Origin of the sequence: uncultured Enterococcus sp. (assembly GCF_913775425.1) — a bacterium.
Taxonomy (GTDB): Bacteria; Bacillota; Bacilli; order Lactobacillales; family Enterococcaceae; genus Enterococcus_G.
On record NZ_CAJYIS010000057.1, the window covers coordinates 1 to 14,889 of the forward strand.

Below are 14,889 nucleotides of genomic sequence, written 5' to 3' on the forward strand. Positions count from 1 at the left end.
TCTTACTGCATATGGGAATCGACACAGTCGATCTAAAAGGGGCTCCTTTTAAAGTCAACGTTTCACAAGGAGAAGAGATTCAAGCTGGAGCACCATTAGCAACAGTCGATTTAGAAAAAGTAAAAGCTGCTGGAAAAGATATTACGATCATTGTTGCGATCACAAATACCCAGCAAATGGTCGATATTTTTGGCGTCAAAACGAGTCGTGAAGTCCATGCAGGCGAAACGGTCGCCACATTAACGCTCAAAGCAATAACAGCTACTGTGAAAACAGAGCCAGCAAATGATTCAACAGATAAAAATGGATATGCTAAAACGGCACGTCTCGTATTAGCTGCAGTTGGAGGTAAAAAAAATATCACACAACTCATCCACTGTATCACGCGTTTGCGTTTTTATTTAAAAGATGAAACGATCCCAGATGATGAAGCGATTCGAAAAATTCCAGGTGTGATCGATGTTGCTAGAGCAGGTGGGCAATATCAAGTGGTGATTGGGCAAACAGTCGAAGATGTGTTTAATGAAGCGATTGCCCAATTAGGTGATGGGTTCAGTCAAGCAAACGAAGAACAAACGAAAGTATCATTTAAAGATCAGCATGGACTATGGGCTAAGACCAAATTTGGAGCAGCAAATCTGATTGGTACAATTACCGGATCGATGATGCCAGTCGTCGGATTGTTGGCAGCTAGTGGGATGTTAAAAGGGATCTTGACGATTTTAACGACTTGGGGCGGTGTTTCGACCTCATCGCAAACCTATGTGATTATTAGTGCGATGGGGGATGCAACATTTTATTTCTTACCAGTATTAGTTGGGTTTACCGCAGCACAAAAATTAGGTTCTAATCCTGTAGTCGTTGCGATTATTGGTGCATTTTTGATTTATCCTTCACTGGTCCAAATCTATGCGACAGGTAAATTTTCGTATCATATTTTAGGAATGGGAATCAATTCGAATTTTTTAGGCATCCCGATTCATATTCCACAATATACGTATTCGATTTTTCCGATGATTTTTGCAGCTTGGATGGCTGCTAAACTTGAACCATGGATCAAAAGTTGGATGCCAGTCGTATTGAGAATGATCTTTACGCCATTAGTTGAGATTTTTTTAGTCGGTATGACAGTCTTGATTGTAGTCGGTCCAATCATTACCTTGATTTCAACAGGTATTTCAAATGGTTTACAAGCATTGCTTCATTTAAGTTTGCCGTTATCCGGTTTGATTATTGGAGGGTTGTATCAAGTATTGGTAATTTTTGGGTTACACTGGGCAGTTATTCCAATTATTTCGGCTCAGTTATCCGTTCCCGGTGGTCATTCAGTTTTAAATGGGATTGTTTCGGTTACCATGATCGCTCAAGGTGCCGGAGCGTTAGCGGTATATGTGAAAACACGAAATAATGAAAACTTAAAAGGATTGTCAGCATCAGCTGCAATTTCAGCGTTTTGCGGTATTACGGAACCGGCGATGTATGGGGTCAATTTAAAATATGGGCGTGTCTTTATTACTGCGAGTATGGGAGCTGCTATTGGCGGCCTGGTCAATGGATTATTAAAAGTTGATATGTTTGGCTTTACCGGTTCATTGATTGGATTCCCATCTTTTGCAAGTAAAACCGATCCCAATAATTTCTTGTATTTCTGGATCGTATCGGCAATTACGATCATTGCAGCCTTTACTTTGACTTATCTTTTTGGCTATAAAGAATCAGATGGTCTTCATGAAAAACAAGCACCTAAAAAACGTCATCTCGGTCAATAAAAAAATCCCCGTCTGTTTGCTAATTGAAGCAAACAGATGGGGATTTAGCTTTGAATAAAAAATTGAGAATAGTCTGGATGATAATAGTTTTTCGAAAAATCAAATGGTTTTCCCGCAGCAGTGTAATAGAGTTCCTCGATAAATAAAACAGGGTCTTTTACGTTCAGTTCTAAAAAGTGAGCGATATCTTCTTTGACACGAGCAACTTTCAAATATTTATCGGAAAAACCAATTTGTAAATTCAACCCTTTTTCTAAATAATCAAAAATCGAATCTTCTGCAATCGCGCGATTTAAAAAGGGGACAATATCTTGTTTATAGTAGGATTGTTCAAAGCAAAAAACTTGTCCACGAATCGAGTGCACACGTTCAACAAAGTAAATAGGATCACCGACATCGCATTGCAAATTAGTCGCAATCTCTTTAGTTGCGGCTATGGTTTCTAGTGTAATCACGCGTGATGTTTCATCGGCTGCTTTTAAATCATCCGTAAAGCCACGATTTTGAATCAAGCTGATATACCCACGCCGTTTTTTTCGGCGTACAAAAATCCCACTACCTTGGACTTGATAGATCACACCACGTTCTTCTAAAAGCTGTAAGGTTTTTAAAATCGTGTTTTTGCTAACATCGTACTCTTTGGTTAGTGTTGTGATATTGGCTAAACGTGTTCCTTGTAAGAGGTCTTGTTCTTTGATTGATCGCTCGATTGCTTGAGCGATCTCAATGTATTTTGGCATGTTCTTCCTCCTAAAAAATAGTCGTCTTTAGTGTACCAAAAAAATAACTATAATTATATATATTTAAACTATTGACGATTGTATGGGTATAATTTATTATAATGGTATAAATAAAAAAGTAAAGGTAAAGTTAGGAGAAAATGTATGAGTGGAAAAGTTCGAGATTATTCACAACTAGCAAGTGATATTTTACGCTTAGTTGGGCAAGATAATGTGGTTAATGCTACGCGTTGTGCTACTAGATTACGATTGGTACTAAAAGACACACCAAAAGATTTAAAAGAACAATTAAGTCAATTAACTGGAGTTATTACAGCAGTCGAATCTGGTGGACAAATGCAAATCGTAATCGGAACTCATGTAGGTGAAGTATACGATGCATTTGCAGCTCAAGGTAATTTTGAAAAAATGTCAGAAGAAGATGTACCAAAAGCATCAGTCATTAACCGGATCATCGCAACGATGTCCGCAGTATTCGCACCATTTATCTATATTTTAGCCGCTGCCGGAATCTTACAAGGGATTTTGATTATTGCGAACTTATTTTTTCCAGCATTTGCTGATACGGGTACGTATCAAGTATTTAGTTTTATCTCTTGGGCACCATTTACATTCTTACCGATTTTTATTGCGGTCACAGCATCACGCCATTTTAAATCAAATATGTACATTGCAATTGCTTGTTGTGCGGCTTTGGTATCGCCGACATGGGCTGAAATGGCAAGTTCGATTGCCAATGGACAAAGCATTACATTTTTAAACTTACCATTGACACAAACTGTTTATACATCTTCAGTATTACCACCACTACTATTAGTGTGGCTACTTTCTTATTTGGAACGTTTTTTAGAAAAACGCATTCCAAGTGTCGTTCGTTCTTTATTAGTACCATTAGTTTGTCTAGTGATCATGGTACCTTTAACGATCCTATTGATTGGACCGATTTCTTCTGGAGTAGCCGCAGGGATTGCGAATGGATATAATTTCTTAGTCGCACATGTACCATTTTTAGCCGCTGCTATTATTGGTGGATTCTGGCAAGTAATTGTTATTTTTGGAGTTCATTGGGGAATTACACCAGTGGTATTAGCCAACTTTGACATGTATGGTCGAGATTCATTCCAAGCGTTCCAAACAATCGCTGTTATCGCTCAAGTTGGTGCGGTATTGGGTGTATTTTTAAAATCACGCAATAAAGAAATGAAAAATGTCTCACTATCTGCTTTTATTACAGGAATCTTTGGGATTACTGAGCCCTCGATCTATGGGGTAACACTAAGGTTAAAACGACCATTTATTTATGGCTGTATTTCTGGGGGAATTGGAGCAATCGTAGCAAGTTTCTTCAATCCATTTTATTATGCATATGCAGGTTTACCTGGGCCTTTGACTATCGTGAATGCAATCAACACAGACAATAAAAGCTCATTTATCGGGATGTTGATTGGTGCAGCCATTGGGTTGGTCGGACCTGTGATTTTGACACAAGTATTAGGAACTGGCGAAACAATTTCAGACGATCAAGAATTAACAAAAGAGTTAGGCGATGCTAGTCATATCAATGCAGTTAATGATGCAAAAACACCAGTTTTTTCTCCACTGGAAGGAAACGTAATACAATTAGTTGACGTACCTGATGCAGTCTTTTCATCTGGTGCAATGGGAAATGGAATTGCTGTAGAACCGACGAAAGGTCGCGTTATCGCTCCTTTTGATGGGATGGTTTCAGCAGTTTTTGATACAAAACATGCTGTAGGATTAACCTCTAGTGATGGTGTCGAATTGCTTATCCATGTCGGTTTGGACACGGTCAATATGAAAGGCGATGGATTTGATTGTAAAGTAAAACAAGATCAACAAATTCGTAAAGGCGATGTCTTACTAGAGTTTGATCAAGAAAAGATCCATCAAGCAGGCTATCCAAGCACAACGATCGTAGTTGTTCCAAATAGTGGTGATTACGAGAATATGCTGATTACTGAAAAAACAACAGTTACACCAAACGATACGATTATTGAATTTAAATAAATAATTTAGGAGGACGACAAAATGGTACAAAAGAATTTCTTATGGGGTGGTGCATTAGCAGCACATCAATTTGAAGGTGGTTGGAATGCTGGTGGGAAAGGACCGAGTGTGGTTGATGTCATGACAGCAGGTGCGCATGGAGTAGCTCGTGAAATTACTCAAGAAATCGAAGCCGATAAATTTTATCCCAATCATGAAGCGATTGATTTTTATCATCATTATAAAGAAGATATTGCATTGTTTGCTGAAATGGGATTAAAGTGTCTACGTACATCTATAGCTTGGAGTCGTATTTTTCCTAATGGAGATGAAGAAACACCTAATGAAGAAGGGTTGAAATTCTATGATCAAGTATTTGATGAGTTATTAAAACATGGGATTGAACCTGTGATTACACTGTCGCATTTTGAAATGCCTTTACATTTAGCTCGCGAATATGGTGGGTTTAGAAATCGCAAAGTGATCGATTTCTTTGCTAGATTTGCCGAAGTAGTTTTTGAGCGCTATCAAGATAAAGTCAAATATTGGATGACATTTAATGAGATCAATAACCAAATGGACGTGCATAATCCTATTTTCTTATGGACAAATTCAGGAGTATTAGTCGAAGAAGGTGAAGATGCAAAAGAAGTCATGTATCAAGTAGCACACAACGAATTAGTAGCTAGTGCAAAGGCAGTGATGATTGGACGTTCAATCAATCCAGAATTCCAAATTGGATGTATGGTATCTCATGTACCAATCTATCCGTATTCATGTAATCCAGCAGACATCATGGCTGCTGAAGAAGCAAATCGACAACGTTTCTTCTTTGCTGATGTACATGTTCGTGGTGAATATCCAAATTATGCGCTAAAAGAATTTGAACGTGAGGGGTATCAATTAGATATTCGTTTGGAAGATCTGGCTGTATTAAAAGAAGGTACGGTCGATTATATCGGATTTAGTTATTATATGTCGACTGTTGTCAAAGCTGACGCAGAAAATAAAGTAGATAACAATATCGTAAACGGTGGATTGCCAAACGGAGTTGAAAATCCATTTATCAAGTCAAGTGATTGGGGATGGGCGATCGATCCAGAAGGGTTGCGCTATAGCTTGAATCGCTTATACGATCGCTATCAATTGCCGCTATTTATCGTAGAAAATGGTTTCGGTGCTATCGACGAATTAGAAGATGGTCAAGTCCATGATCAAGCGCGTATCGATTACCTTACTGCACACATCGAAGCGTTAACAAAAGCAGTCGATTATGATGGCGTAGAACTATTAGGCTATACACCGTGGGGAATTATCGACTTAGTATCGTTTACTACTGGTGAAATGAAAAAACGCTATGGCATGATCTACGTTGACCGCGATAACGAAGGAAACGGTTCGATGAAACGCTATAAAAAAGATTCATTTGCATGGTATCAAGAAGTAATTGCTTCTAATGGTGAAAATTTAAACTAGTTTTTAGCGCGTAAAAGCTTCTTTTACGCGCTTTTGTCTTCTTATGTACACATCTCGGTAATATTTGTAATGTAATTGCAATGAAAGTATTTACAAATAAAAAACTTGTGCTAGAATTAAATAGAAAGAATGAAAAAAGGACGTGAAGAAATGAAAAAAACGATTGTAATGGGGACTTTAGCAGCTTTATTGATCGCACCTAGTTTATTTGGTCAAGTAGTCAGTGCAGAGGATAGCCAAGCAGTAGGTGCAACACCTGTTCAAGAAACTGCAATGGCATCACGTAGTTTACGTAGCGCAAGCGATTTTGTCATCGATCCAAATGGAAAAAAAGTAACGATTACTGTAGATCCACACACGATCACTACAATTTATGATGAAAAAGGCAACAAATTAGTTCCAGCTGGCTACGAATCTGGCAATACAAAAATGTATGTTTGGTTTGAATTAAATCGTAAATTACAATCAAATGAACGAATTTACGCACAATCTGTTTCTGTACAAACAGGAAAAGTGACAGATAAATTATGGGCAACATTTGAACCAGCAGCTCAAACAGATAGTATGCCGATTTACCGAGTGTATAACCCAAACAACGGCGGACATTTATATACAGCCAATCAAGCAGAAGCGATGCATGTCGTATCTCTAGGTTGGAATGATGAAAATATTGCTTGGGATGCACCGACGGAAGGTCAACCGATCTATCGTTTGTATAACCCGAATAGTGGCGAACATTTTTATACAGTCGATGTTGCCGAATATGATGCAGTAGGTAAAGCTGGATGGAATCAAGAAGGACAAGTCTTCTTCTCTGATTTAGCTAAACAAGTACCCGTTTACCGTGTCTTTAATCCAAATGCTAAAGGTCCAGGTTCACATCACTATACAACAAGTGCTGGCGAACGTGATAATTTAGTCAGCATTGGTTGGAAAAATGAAGGAACAGCCTTTTACGGAGTAACAAATTAATTAAAACAATGAACAAAGCGAAACTAGATGAAAGGATTCATAGTGGTTATTTAACGACTAAAATCACGGACATTTAGTTCGCTTTTTTATTAACCATTCGTACGTTTCTCTGTTTTGCGCTATAATAAAATCACTTTCAAGAAAGAAGGGATCACGATGAATCGACATGTGTATTGTTTAACGTACAATGATGAAACTGGTGTTTGGATTGAATCTTTGGATATTAAAGAAGTGCAAGAAAAATATGTGATCTTAAATGAAGAAAGCCATGTATTCTCACAAAATAAACTTCCACTACACGATCAATATCGCGTACAACAAACAGCAGAGGGTTATCTTACTTGGTGCATCGATCGCGAGAATATTTTGAAAATGAAAGCCGATTTTTTACATGATTTAGCGAAAGATTTGACGTATCTCAAACGACAAGCACAAGCGCTAGAACTTGCGATTGCTGAAGTTGAGCAATTAACGGTTACAAAATGGGAGGTTAGAGAATAGGTGGTTTTAAAATGGAATTAAGAGTATTACATTATTTTCTATATGTGGCCAATGAAGGCTCGATTACGAAAGCTGCTAAACGGCTTCACCTAACCCAGCCTACTTTGTCACGGCAGTTGAAACAATTAGAAGAAGAGTTGCAATGTCGCTTATTTGAACGCACACCAAAAGGACTGATATTAACTTCACAAGGCCAGCTTTTAAAACAACATGCCTTGGAAATGTTTCGTTTAGAAGAAAAAATCAAAGACGAATTCCAACAAGAAAATGAGTTTTCGGGAACGTTGGTGATTGGAGCTGGTGAGTTTCAAAGTATGGGTGAGTTTGCTGAAATAGTGAAGCTTTTTCAAACTAATCATCCCGCAGTGACGGTTGAATTAGTCAGTGGTAATGCTGATTTTATTCAACAAAAGTTGACTCAAGGATTACTTGATCTAGGGATCATTTTAGAAGTAAACCAAAAAGAAGGATATACTTCGCTTTATTTTGAAACGAAAGAACAATTTGGAGTCTATGTCGACACGCATCATCCGTTAGCGACTAAACGCTTGATAAATCTAGCCGACCTAGATCATTATGCTTTATGGCGAAGTAAAAATCAGTCTGTTCAAGCCTATTTGATAGAACATTTAGGCGCTGACTATCACAATAAAAAGTGGATTGGAGAATATACTTTACTACATAATTGTCTTTACTTTTTAAAGCAAACGGACCAGATCTGTGTATCGTTGAAACTTCCGCTGCAGCATCCTGACTTGATTTTTATACCTTTTGAACCAGATCTAAGTTTGAAAACAATCGCGATCTACCAAACGAATCAGTTACGATCCCCACTAGTTCATGCATTTTTAGAACATCTCAAGTCCATGCTTTTCGTGCATGAGATCAAAAAGAAATAGGTATTAGACATTTTATTTATTTTTTTGCATACTATCTTTAAAAGGAAGATGGAGGAAAATTAAGATGGGAACGTTATATTTAATGCGTCATGGACAGACTTTATTTAATCAATTAGGTAAAATTCAAGGTGCATGTGATTCGCCTTTGACTGAATTAGGGATTGCTCAAGCGCAACAAGCCCAAACATATTTTCAAGAAAACCAAATTGTATTTGAAAGTATCTATGCTTCAACACAAGAACGAGCAGTAGATACTGCAAAAATCGTTGCTAGAACAGAAGAAATCAGAATGCTTAAGGGTCTTAAAGAGTGGAATTTTGGGACGTTTGAAGGCGAAAGTGAGCGCTTGAATCCTAAGCGCAAACCTGGAGAAACTTCTTATGGTGATTTTTTTGTTCCCTATGGCGGTGAGAGTGCGGATCAAGTCCAAAATCGGATGTATGAAACGATCTCCCAACTGATGGACAATTCGACAGGTGGTGCAGTACTTGCAGTTAGTCACGGTGGAGCGATGTATCGATTTATTCAAAAAATCGTACCAGAAGATATTGTGGCTACACTCCGATTTACGAATTGTTGCATACTAGTTTTTGATTACGCAGAACAAACATTTTCTTTTAAAGGTATCGTTCATCCTACAACGCCCAATTCTTAATTTTTTCTAAAGACCAAGCATCTGGTCTAAATCAACTTAACGTTATAATAAAGCCCGATATATAAAGAAAACGATTTATTTTAAAATAAACTTCACAAAGTATAACGCTTACTTTGTGGGTGGAAGACAGCTGCTACTTTAGTGTGGGAGCTGTTTTTTACTATGGTCCAATAAGCTGTTATTTAAGTGAAAGATGACGAAATTGTCAGTTCAACGAACTATCTTGTTCGTGGAATAACAAAGTAAAGTTCGCTAAACTAGTAGTATAAATTTAGAAAGTAGGGTAAAGGTATGACAAATGAACGAGTAGAACCATTTCGAGAATCAGATGGCAAAGGTTGGATCGATCATGGACCACGTAATCTTATGCGTGACCAAGAAAATCCAGATATTTTAGTACCACCTGCAACCGATCATGGAACAATTGAAAATTTACGTTTTAGCTATTCAGATGCGCATCAACGATTGGAAGAAGGCGGATGGACACGCGAAATCACGAATCGTGAATTACCGTCATCACGTGATGTCGCTGGTGTAAATATGAGTTTGGAACCTGGTGCTTATCGCGAGATGCATTGGCACAAAGAAGCAGAATGGGGCTTAATGTTATATGGAAATGCTCGGGTAACGGCAATCGACGAGCATGGTCGCAGTTTTATCGATGATGTAAAAGAAGGAGATATCTGGAATTTTGAGGCTGGGATTCCTCATTCGATTGAAGCTTTAGACCAAGGTTGTGAATTCTTACTTGTTTTTAGCGAACCGGATTTTTCAGAGAATAATACGTTCTTAGTTTCAGACTGGCTAGCACATACACCAAAAGATATCGTAGCAGCGAATTTCAAGAAACATATCAGCGATCTAGAAAGTTTCCCAAAATCAGAAAAATACATTTTTAAAGCAAATGTCCCAGGACCGATTTCAGAAGTCGATCGTCCAAGTAGCCAAGGGACAGTACCTTCACCATTTACTTTCCATATCGATACATTAGATCCGATCATCTCAGAAGCTGGTAAGGTAAAAATCGTAGACCAAAGTGTCTTTCCAGCAGCGACAACGATTTCCGCTGCTTTTGTAGAAGTAGAACCAGGTGGCATGCGTGAACTGCATTGGCATCCACAAGCAGCAGAATGGCAATACTATATTCAAGGAAAAGCGAAAATGACGGTCTTTAACTCTGCAGGTCTAGCACGTACATTTAATTTCCAAGCAGGTGATGTAGGTGTTGTGCCAATCGTTGCTGGTCATTATGTACAAAATATCGGTGATGAACCGTTGCGTTTTGTAGAAGTCTTCAAAAACCCTGATTATTCAGATATTTCATTGAACAAATGGTTAGGCACCTCACCGGCACAAATGGTTGCCGATCACTTGAATGTGACAAAACAATTTGCGGAGTCATTACCTGTACCGGAAACACCACAGCCTGTCATTTGGTATAAACAACCTGAATAAAAGCGAAGATTGTCTAGAAAACAAAGTGTTTCTAGGCAATTTTTATTTGAGTACGCAATACATCAATTAGGAGGAATCGAGATGAACAATCGACGCGTGCCGACATTTCCTGTAATGGAACTGCCAATGATCGCATTTTTACTTGCGATAGCTGCCGGATCGATGGATGGATACACTTATTTTATTGGAAAAGCGTTTAGCACAGTGCAATCAGGAAATATTATTTTAATTGGGCAAACGATTGCGACGAAAAGTTGGGATCACTTGGGAATCGTATTAGTTACTGTCTTATGTTTTGGAATAGGTTCAGTAGCGACTGGAATTTTAGAAGTGATCGGTGTGAAGAAAAAAGAAGTTTGGGCATTTGAGATTTTGATTATCGAGGCAATTGTATTGATTTTATTAGGTATCTCAGGAGTCAACAAGCTGTTTGAACCGTTACATCTTTGTATGATCATCTCATTTTTAGCTGGGATGCAAGGAAATGCGTTTCATAAAATCGATGGGATGCTCTATGGAAACGTTGCGGTGACATTAGTTGTTCAGCTCGCATTTAACTATATCGTTCAAGCTATCGCAGGTCAAAAAGATGCTTTAAAAAATAGTTGGCTATACTTTTTAGTTTTGATCGGTTTTGCTTGTGGTGGACTAATGGGAACATTTTTAACGAGTCAAATGGGTGAAAAGTCATTATGGTTTACGGCAATCTTTTTACTTGGGATTGCGATCTACTCAAAAGTGATTAAAGCAGAAAATCATGCGATCGTGATCGATCCAGATTAGGAGTGAAGAAGATGTATGATGTGATTGTGATAGGAAGTGGTCTAGCTGGTTTAACAGCAGCGTTTGGACTAAAAAAAGCGGGAAAATCTGTACTTGTCATCGAGCAGCGTTATTTTGGAGGTGTTGTCAATAATGCTGGGAGCACACGTAAAAAAGAATTGGTGTCGATTTCAAAGCATTTTTTACAAAATCAACGCTACGCTAAATATGGAATCGCGACAAGCGAAACATTAGATTGGGAAAAAACATTAAATTGGATCAATACGATCGAGGAAAAGGAATCATTAGCACATGAACAAGCGTTAAGCCAAGCTGGTATCGATACACTTTTTGGACAGGCAACCTTTGTTTCACCTCATGAAGTCAATGTTGACGGTATCGTGTATCAAGGTAAACAGTTTATCGTGGCAACAGGAGGAGAGGATCGTACCTTTACGTTTGAAGGCCATGAATTGACTCAGGATAGTGCAGCATTTTTGACACAGGCGACTTTGCCAAAAGAGATTTTATTGATCGGTGCTGGAATTATCTCATTTGCCTTCATGACGATCGCCACAGCATTTGGAGCAACTGTCAATGTATGGCAACACAACGATCAAGCATTAAAAATTTTTGATCAAAGTTTCGTACGTCAATTGATTGAAATCAATAAAAAACGTGGTGTACAATTTGAATTTAATCAAACGATCGAGTCGATTGAACGTTTGGAAAATGGACGATTGAAAGTGACCAGTCAAACAGGAAAACAACAAGAAGTCGATGCTGTCTATCGTGTAGCAGGTCGAGTGGCTCAAGTGGACCATCTTGTTTTAGAAAAAGCAGCTGTCGAGTATGATCAACATGGGATTCATGTAAATGACTATCTTCAGACTACACAGCCACATATTTTTGCGTGCGGAGATTGTAATGATCAAGCTGTTCCTAAATTAGCAACGTATGCGGTATTACAAGCTCAGTATTTAGTGGATCATCTGGTTCATCAAGAATTGGCACCGATTCGCTATCCATTACCTGCAATGTCAACATTTAGCCAGCCCAAACTAGCTCAGACTGGTGTCTTGATAAGTGAGGCTTTGATGCATCCTGAACAGTACGAAGTGGAAGAGTTAGATATGGACGATTGGTTAGACAGCCGAAAAATCGCTGAAGAAGGGGCACGTTTGAAAGTGATCAAACGAAAAAGTGATAACCGTATCGTAGGAGCCACTGCACTTGCTCAGGAAGCTGATTTGTTGATCAATTATGTGACACAAGGGTTACATGCCAATTGGACGAAAGAGGAACGTCGAAATCAAGTATATGCTTATCCATCATTAGTCAATGAACTCGATCGCTTTTGGAGTTGATTCAAAAAGTCATTTGCTATTTAGTAGCAGATGGCTTTTTTTTTTGTCTTTTATGAAACATTATTAAAAATAAAACTAAAAAATGTTGAAATAATATTTCTTAAATTGTATACTATAGTTAGAAATATAATTTCAAAATACATACATAACGTACAGATGATTATAATAGAGAGGAAGAATAATATGACAAAAATCGATTTAGATCAATTGGTTACCGAAAGACGCAATGAGCAAACGTCTAATTTAGATGAAATGAGTATTCAAGAAGCATTGGTTATCATGAATCAAGAAGATTTGAAAGTACCTGAAGCGATTTCGTTTGTTCTACCTGAAATCGAACAAGTGATTATAGCAGTCATTACAGCTTTTAAAGAAGGTGGACGTTTGATTTATATGGGAGCGGGAACGAGTGGTCGTTTAGGTGTTTTGGATGCGGCGGAGTGTGTACCAACTTTTGGTGTTTCTAGTGAAATGGTCGTAGGTCTTATCGCAGGTGGTCAACAGGCAATGACGAAAGCCGTAGAGGGTGCAGAAGATTCGACAGCATTAGGCGAAAAAGATTTGATCGAATTGGATCTTAAACAACAAGATATCGTAATCGGGATCGCAGCGAGTGGACGTACTCCTTATGTTATCGGTGGCTTGGATTATGCTAGAAAAATTGGCGCAAAAACAGCGAGTTTAGCTTGCAATACGAATGCTGAAATTAGTCAACATGCAGATTTTGCGATCGAAGTCGATGCTGGACCAGAATTTTTGACTGGTTCAACACGATTAAAATCAGGTAGTGCGCAAAAAATGATCTTAAATATGATCTCTACGATTAGTATGATCGGGATTGGAAAAGTCTTTCATAATTTAATGGTCGATGTTCAACCTACGAATGCTAAACTAGTGGAGCGCTCAAAACGGATCATCATGCAAGCGACTGATGTTTCTTACGAAGTCGCAACGGATTATTTTGAACAAGCTGATCAAGAAGTAAAACTTGCAATTGTCATGATTTTAACCAACTCTTCAAAGAGCGAAGCACAGAAAAAATTAATTGAAGCAAATGGTTTCATTAAACATACGATTTAAATGGATGCGATGTGATCTAGAATGCCAGAATCCAACGATTCGGGATTTAAGATCATATTACATCCATTTTTTTGTCTAACTCGCTATGGTATACTAGTTCCGTTCAAGAAAGGAAGAAAGAAATATGACATTTGAAGAAATCTTACCTGCATTAAAACAAGGAAAAAAAATTATCCGTCAAGGTTGGAGCGGATTTGAATTATATGTGACGCTCGTTCAAGACGATGTATTTGATGGCTGTCCAGTCACGCCTTACTTTTTGATCAAAACAAGTGATGAAGGATTTTCTAGTTTTGCGCCGACTGTTTGCGATATTTTAGCCAATGATTGGGTACTAGTGGAATGAACCACTATGAATCATTAGCAAAAAAAGTAGTATTGATCACAGGTGTGGCTTCTGGGATCGGTGAAGCGCAAGCAGCGGCTTTTTTGGCACAAGGAGCTTACGTGTATGGGATCGATAAACAACCGATGATTCGTACGATGGGAGAAAATTTTCATTTTAAACAAGTCGATGTGACCGATCCTACCCAGCTTGAAGCGGCAGTAATGACTTGTGAGCATACCGTTGGTTCTGTTGATATTTTGGTGAATACGGCAGGGATCTTGGATGAGTATCGTCCGCTTTTAGAAACGACAGAGACACTTTTTCAAACAATCTATGAAACCAATTTATTGAGTTATTTTCGTTTGACCAAGCGAGTATTACCGACAATGCTTGAAAAAGGATCTGGTGTGATCATCAATATGGCTTCGATAGCCGGGTTAGTAGCCGGTGGGGGAGGTATTGCGTATACGACATTCAAGCATGCAGTGGTCGGATTTACGAAGCAACTTGCTTTAGATTATGCAGATCAAGGGATTTCGGTCAAAGCGATTGCACCTGGTGCGATCAAAACACCGATGAATGCTGCGGATTTTCAAGGTGATGGTATGATCGCAAAATGGGTCGCTAAAGAAACACCGGTCAAACGTTGGGCGAGTGCAGATGAAGTTGCCGAGCTGACTTTATTTTTAGCGAGTGAGCAAGCCAGTTACTTACAAGGGGCAGTTGTTCCGATCGATGGCGGTTGGACGTTGAAATAGTTCTTGTTTTCCTGTAAGATAACAACTAGCGGTAAACGCCCTACAACACTTCAGTTGGAACTTATTCCCGTCCTTTGGTTGTAGGTATCAAGCGAGTCGGATAGACTTGTAAAGGAGAAG

The 14,889-nt window shown here is 38.5% G+C and carries 14 protein-coding genes; 13 read left to right on the forward strand and 1 reads right to left on the reverse strand.

Translation table 11 applies throughout. The features are described from left to right. The coding region (locus QZ413_RS06075; protein WP_297077531.1) for a PTS transporter subunit EIIC at window positions 1-1,769 on the forward strand (1,769 nt) is incomplete at its 5' end. Window positions 1,770-1,813: 44 nt separating this feature from the next. On the opposite strand, the gene QZ413_RS06080 is transcribed toward QZ413_RS06075, so the two are convergent. Then, a complete protein-coding gene (locus tag QZ413_RS06080; RefSeq protein WP_297077533.1) occupies window positions 1,814-2,509 on the reverse strand; it encodes a GntR family transcriptional regulator in 696 nt (231 codons plus the stop codon). Window positions 2,510-2,653: 144 nt separating this feature from the next. On the opposite strand from QZ413_RS06080, the gene QZ413_RS06085 reads away from it, so the two are divergent. The 12 genes from QZ413_RS06085 to QZ413_RS06140 all read left to right on the forward strand — a co-directional run bounded on the left by QZ413_RS06085 (window position 2,654) and on the right by QZ413_RS06140 (window position 14,769). After that, window positions 2,654-4,537, forward strand: coding sequence for a beta-glucoside-specific PTS transporter subunit IIABC (locus QZ413_RS06085; RefSeq protein WP_297077535.1), 1,884 nt, complete (start codon window positions 2,654-2,656; stop codon window positions 4,535-4,537). Window positions 4,538-4,558: 21 nt separating this feature from the next. Beyond that, complete coding sequence (locus QZ413_RS06090; RefSeq protein ID WP_297077537.1) at window positions 4,559-5,992, forward strand: 6-phospho-beta-glucosidase; 1,434 nt, start codon at window positions 4,559-4,561, stop codon at window positions 5,990-5,992. Between the two features lie 150 nt (window positions 5,993-6,142). Next, window positions 6,143-6,964 (forward strand): hypothetical protein, encoded by an 822-nt coding sequence (locus tag QZ413_RS06095; RefSeq protein ID WP_297077539.1) that lies wholly within the window; start codon window positions 6,143-6,145, stop codon window positions 6,962-6,964. Window positions 6,965-7,120: 156 nt separating this feature from the next. After that, complete coding sequence (locus QZ413_RS06100) at window positions 7,121-7,465, forward strand: hypothetical protein (protein WP_297077540.1); 345 nt, start codon at window positions 7,121-7,123, stop codon at window positions 7,463-7,465. Window positions 7,466-7,476: 11 nt separating this feature from the next. Continuing rightward, on the forward strand, window positions 7,477-8,364 hold the full coding sequence (locus tag QZ413_RS06105) for a LysR family transcriptional regulator (protein WP_297077543.1): 888 nt from the start codon (window positions 7,477-7,479) through the stop codon (window positions 8,362-8,364). 64 nt (window positions 8,365-8,428) lie between these two features. Further along, window positions 8,429-9,019: a histidine phosphatase family protein gene (locus QZ413_RS06110; RefSeq protein WP_297077545.1), complete on the forward strand. Its 591-nt coding sequence runs from the start codon at window positions 8,429-8,431 to the stop codon at window positions 9,017-9,019. 291 nt (window positions 9,020-9,310) lie between these two features. Then, a complete protein-coding gene (locus QZ413_RS06115) occupies window positions 9,311-10,474 on the forward strand; it encodes a cupin domain-containing protein (RefSeq protein ID WP_297077547.1) in 1,164 nt (387 codons plus the stop codon). Window positions 10,475-10,555: 81 nt separating this feature from the next. Further along, window positions 10,556-11,257, forward strand: a complete 702-nt coding sequence (locus tag QZ413_RS06120) for a YoaK family protein (protein WP_297077549.1) — start codon at window positions 10,556-10,558, stop codon at window positions 11,255-11,257. Between the two features lie 11 nt (window positions 11,258-11,268). After that, window positions 11,269-12,603 (forward strand): NAD(P)/FAD-dependent oxidoreductase, encoded by a 1,335-nt coding sequence (locus QZ413_RS06125; RefSeq protein ID WP_297077551.1) that lies wholly within the window; start codon window positions 11,269-11,271, stop codon window positions 12,601-12,603. A gap of 183 nt (window positions 12,604-12,786) precedes the next feature. After that, on the forward strand, window positions 12,787-13,683 hold the full coding sequence (gene murQ, locus QZ413_RS06130; RefSeq protein WP_297077553.1) for an N-acetylmuramic acid 6-phosphate etherase: 897 nt from the start codon (window positions 12,787-12,789) through the stop codon (window positions 13,681-13,683). Between the two features lie 124 nt (window positions 13,684-13,807). Next, complete coding sequence (locus QZ413_RS06135) at window positions 13,808-14,029, forward strand: DUF2829 domain-containing protein (RefSeq protein ID WP_297077555.1); 222 nt, start codon at window positions 13,808-13,810, stop codon at window positions 14,027-14,029. Further along, on the forward strand, window positions 14,026-14,769 hold the full coding sequence (locus QZ413_RS06140) for a 3-oxoacyl-ACP reductase (protein WP_297077557.1): 744 nt from the start codon (window positions 14,026-14,028) through the stop codon (window positions 14,767-14,769). The genes QZ413_RS06135 and QZ413_RS06140 overlap by 4 nt, the downstream gene beginning before the upstream one ends. Window positions 14,770-14,889 lie beyond the last annotated feature (120 nt).

What these genes read in the sequence shown, in the direction of transcription:
- QZ413_RS06080 (WP_297077533.1), bottom strand. Translation starts at nt 2,509, where the DNA reads ATGCCAAAATACATTGAGATCGCTCAAGCAATCGAGCGATCAATCAAA.
- QZ413_RS06085 (WP_297077535.1), top strand. Translation starts at nt 2,654, where the DNA reads ATGAGTGGAAAAGTTCGAGATTATTCACAACTAGCAAGTGATATTTTA.
- QZ413_RS06090 (WP_297077537.1), top strand. Translation starts at nt 4,559, where the DNA reads ATGGTACAAAAGAATTTCTTATGGGGTGGTGCATTAGCAGCACATCAA.
- QZ413_RS06095 (WP_297077539.1), top strand. Translation starts at nt 6,143, where the DNA reads ATGAAAAAAACGATTGTAATGGGGACTTTAGCAGCTTTATTGATCGCA.
- QZ413_RS06100 (WP_297077540.1), top strand. Translation starts at nt 7,121, where the DNA reads ATGAATCGACATGTGTATTGTTTAACGTACAATGATGAAACTGGTGTT.
- QZ413_RS06105 (WP_297077543.1), top strand. Translation starts at nt 7,477, where the DNA reads ATGGAATTAAGAGTATTACATTATTTTCTATATGTGGCCAATGAAGGC.
- QZ413_RS06110 (WP_297077545.1), top strand. Translation starts at nt 8,429, where the DNA reads ATGGGAACGTTATATTTAATGCGTCATGGACAGACTTTATTTAATCAA.
- QZ413_RS06115 (WP_297077547.1), top strand. Translation starts at nt 9,311, where the DNA reads ATGACAAATGAACGAGTAGAACCATTTCGAGAATCAGATGGCAAAGGT.
- QZ413_RS06120 (WP_297077549.1), top strand. Translation starts at nt 10,556, where the DNA reads ATGAACAATCGACGCGTGCCGACATTTCCTGTAATGGAACTGCCAATG.
- QZ413_RS06125 (WP_297077551.1), top strand. Translation starts at nt 11,269, where the DNA reads ATGTATGATGTGATTGTGATAGGAAGTGGTCTAGCTGGTTTAACAGCA.
- murQ (WP_297077553.1), top strand. Translation starts at nt 12,787, where the DNA reads ATGACAAAAATCGATTTAGATCAATTGGTTACCGAAAGACGCAATGAG.
- QZ413_RS06135 (WP_297077555.1), top strand. Translation starts at nt 13,808, where the DNA reads ATGACATTTGAAGAAATCTTACCTGCATTAAAACAAGGAAAAAAAATT.
- QZ413_RS06140 (WP_297077557.1), top strand. Translation starts at nt 14,026, where the DNA reads ATGAACCACTATGAATCATTAGCAAAAAAAGTAGTATTGATCACAGGT.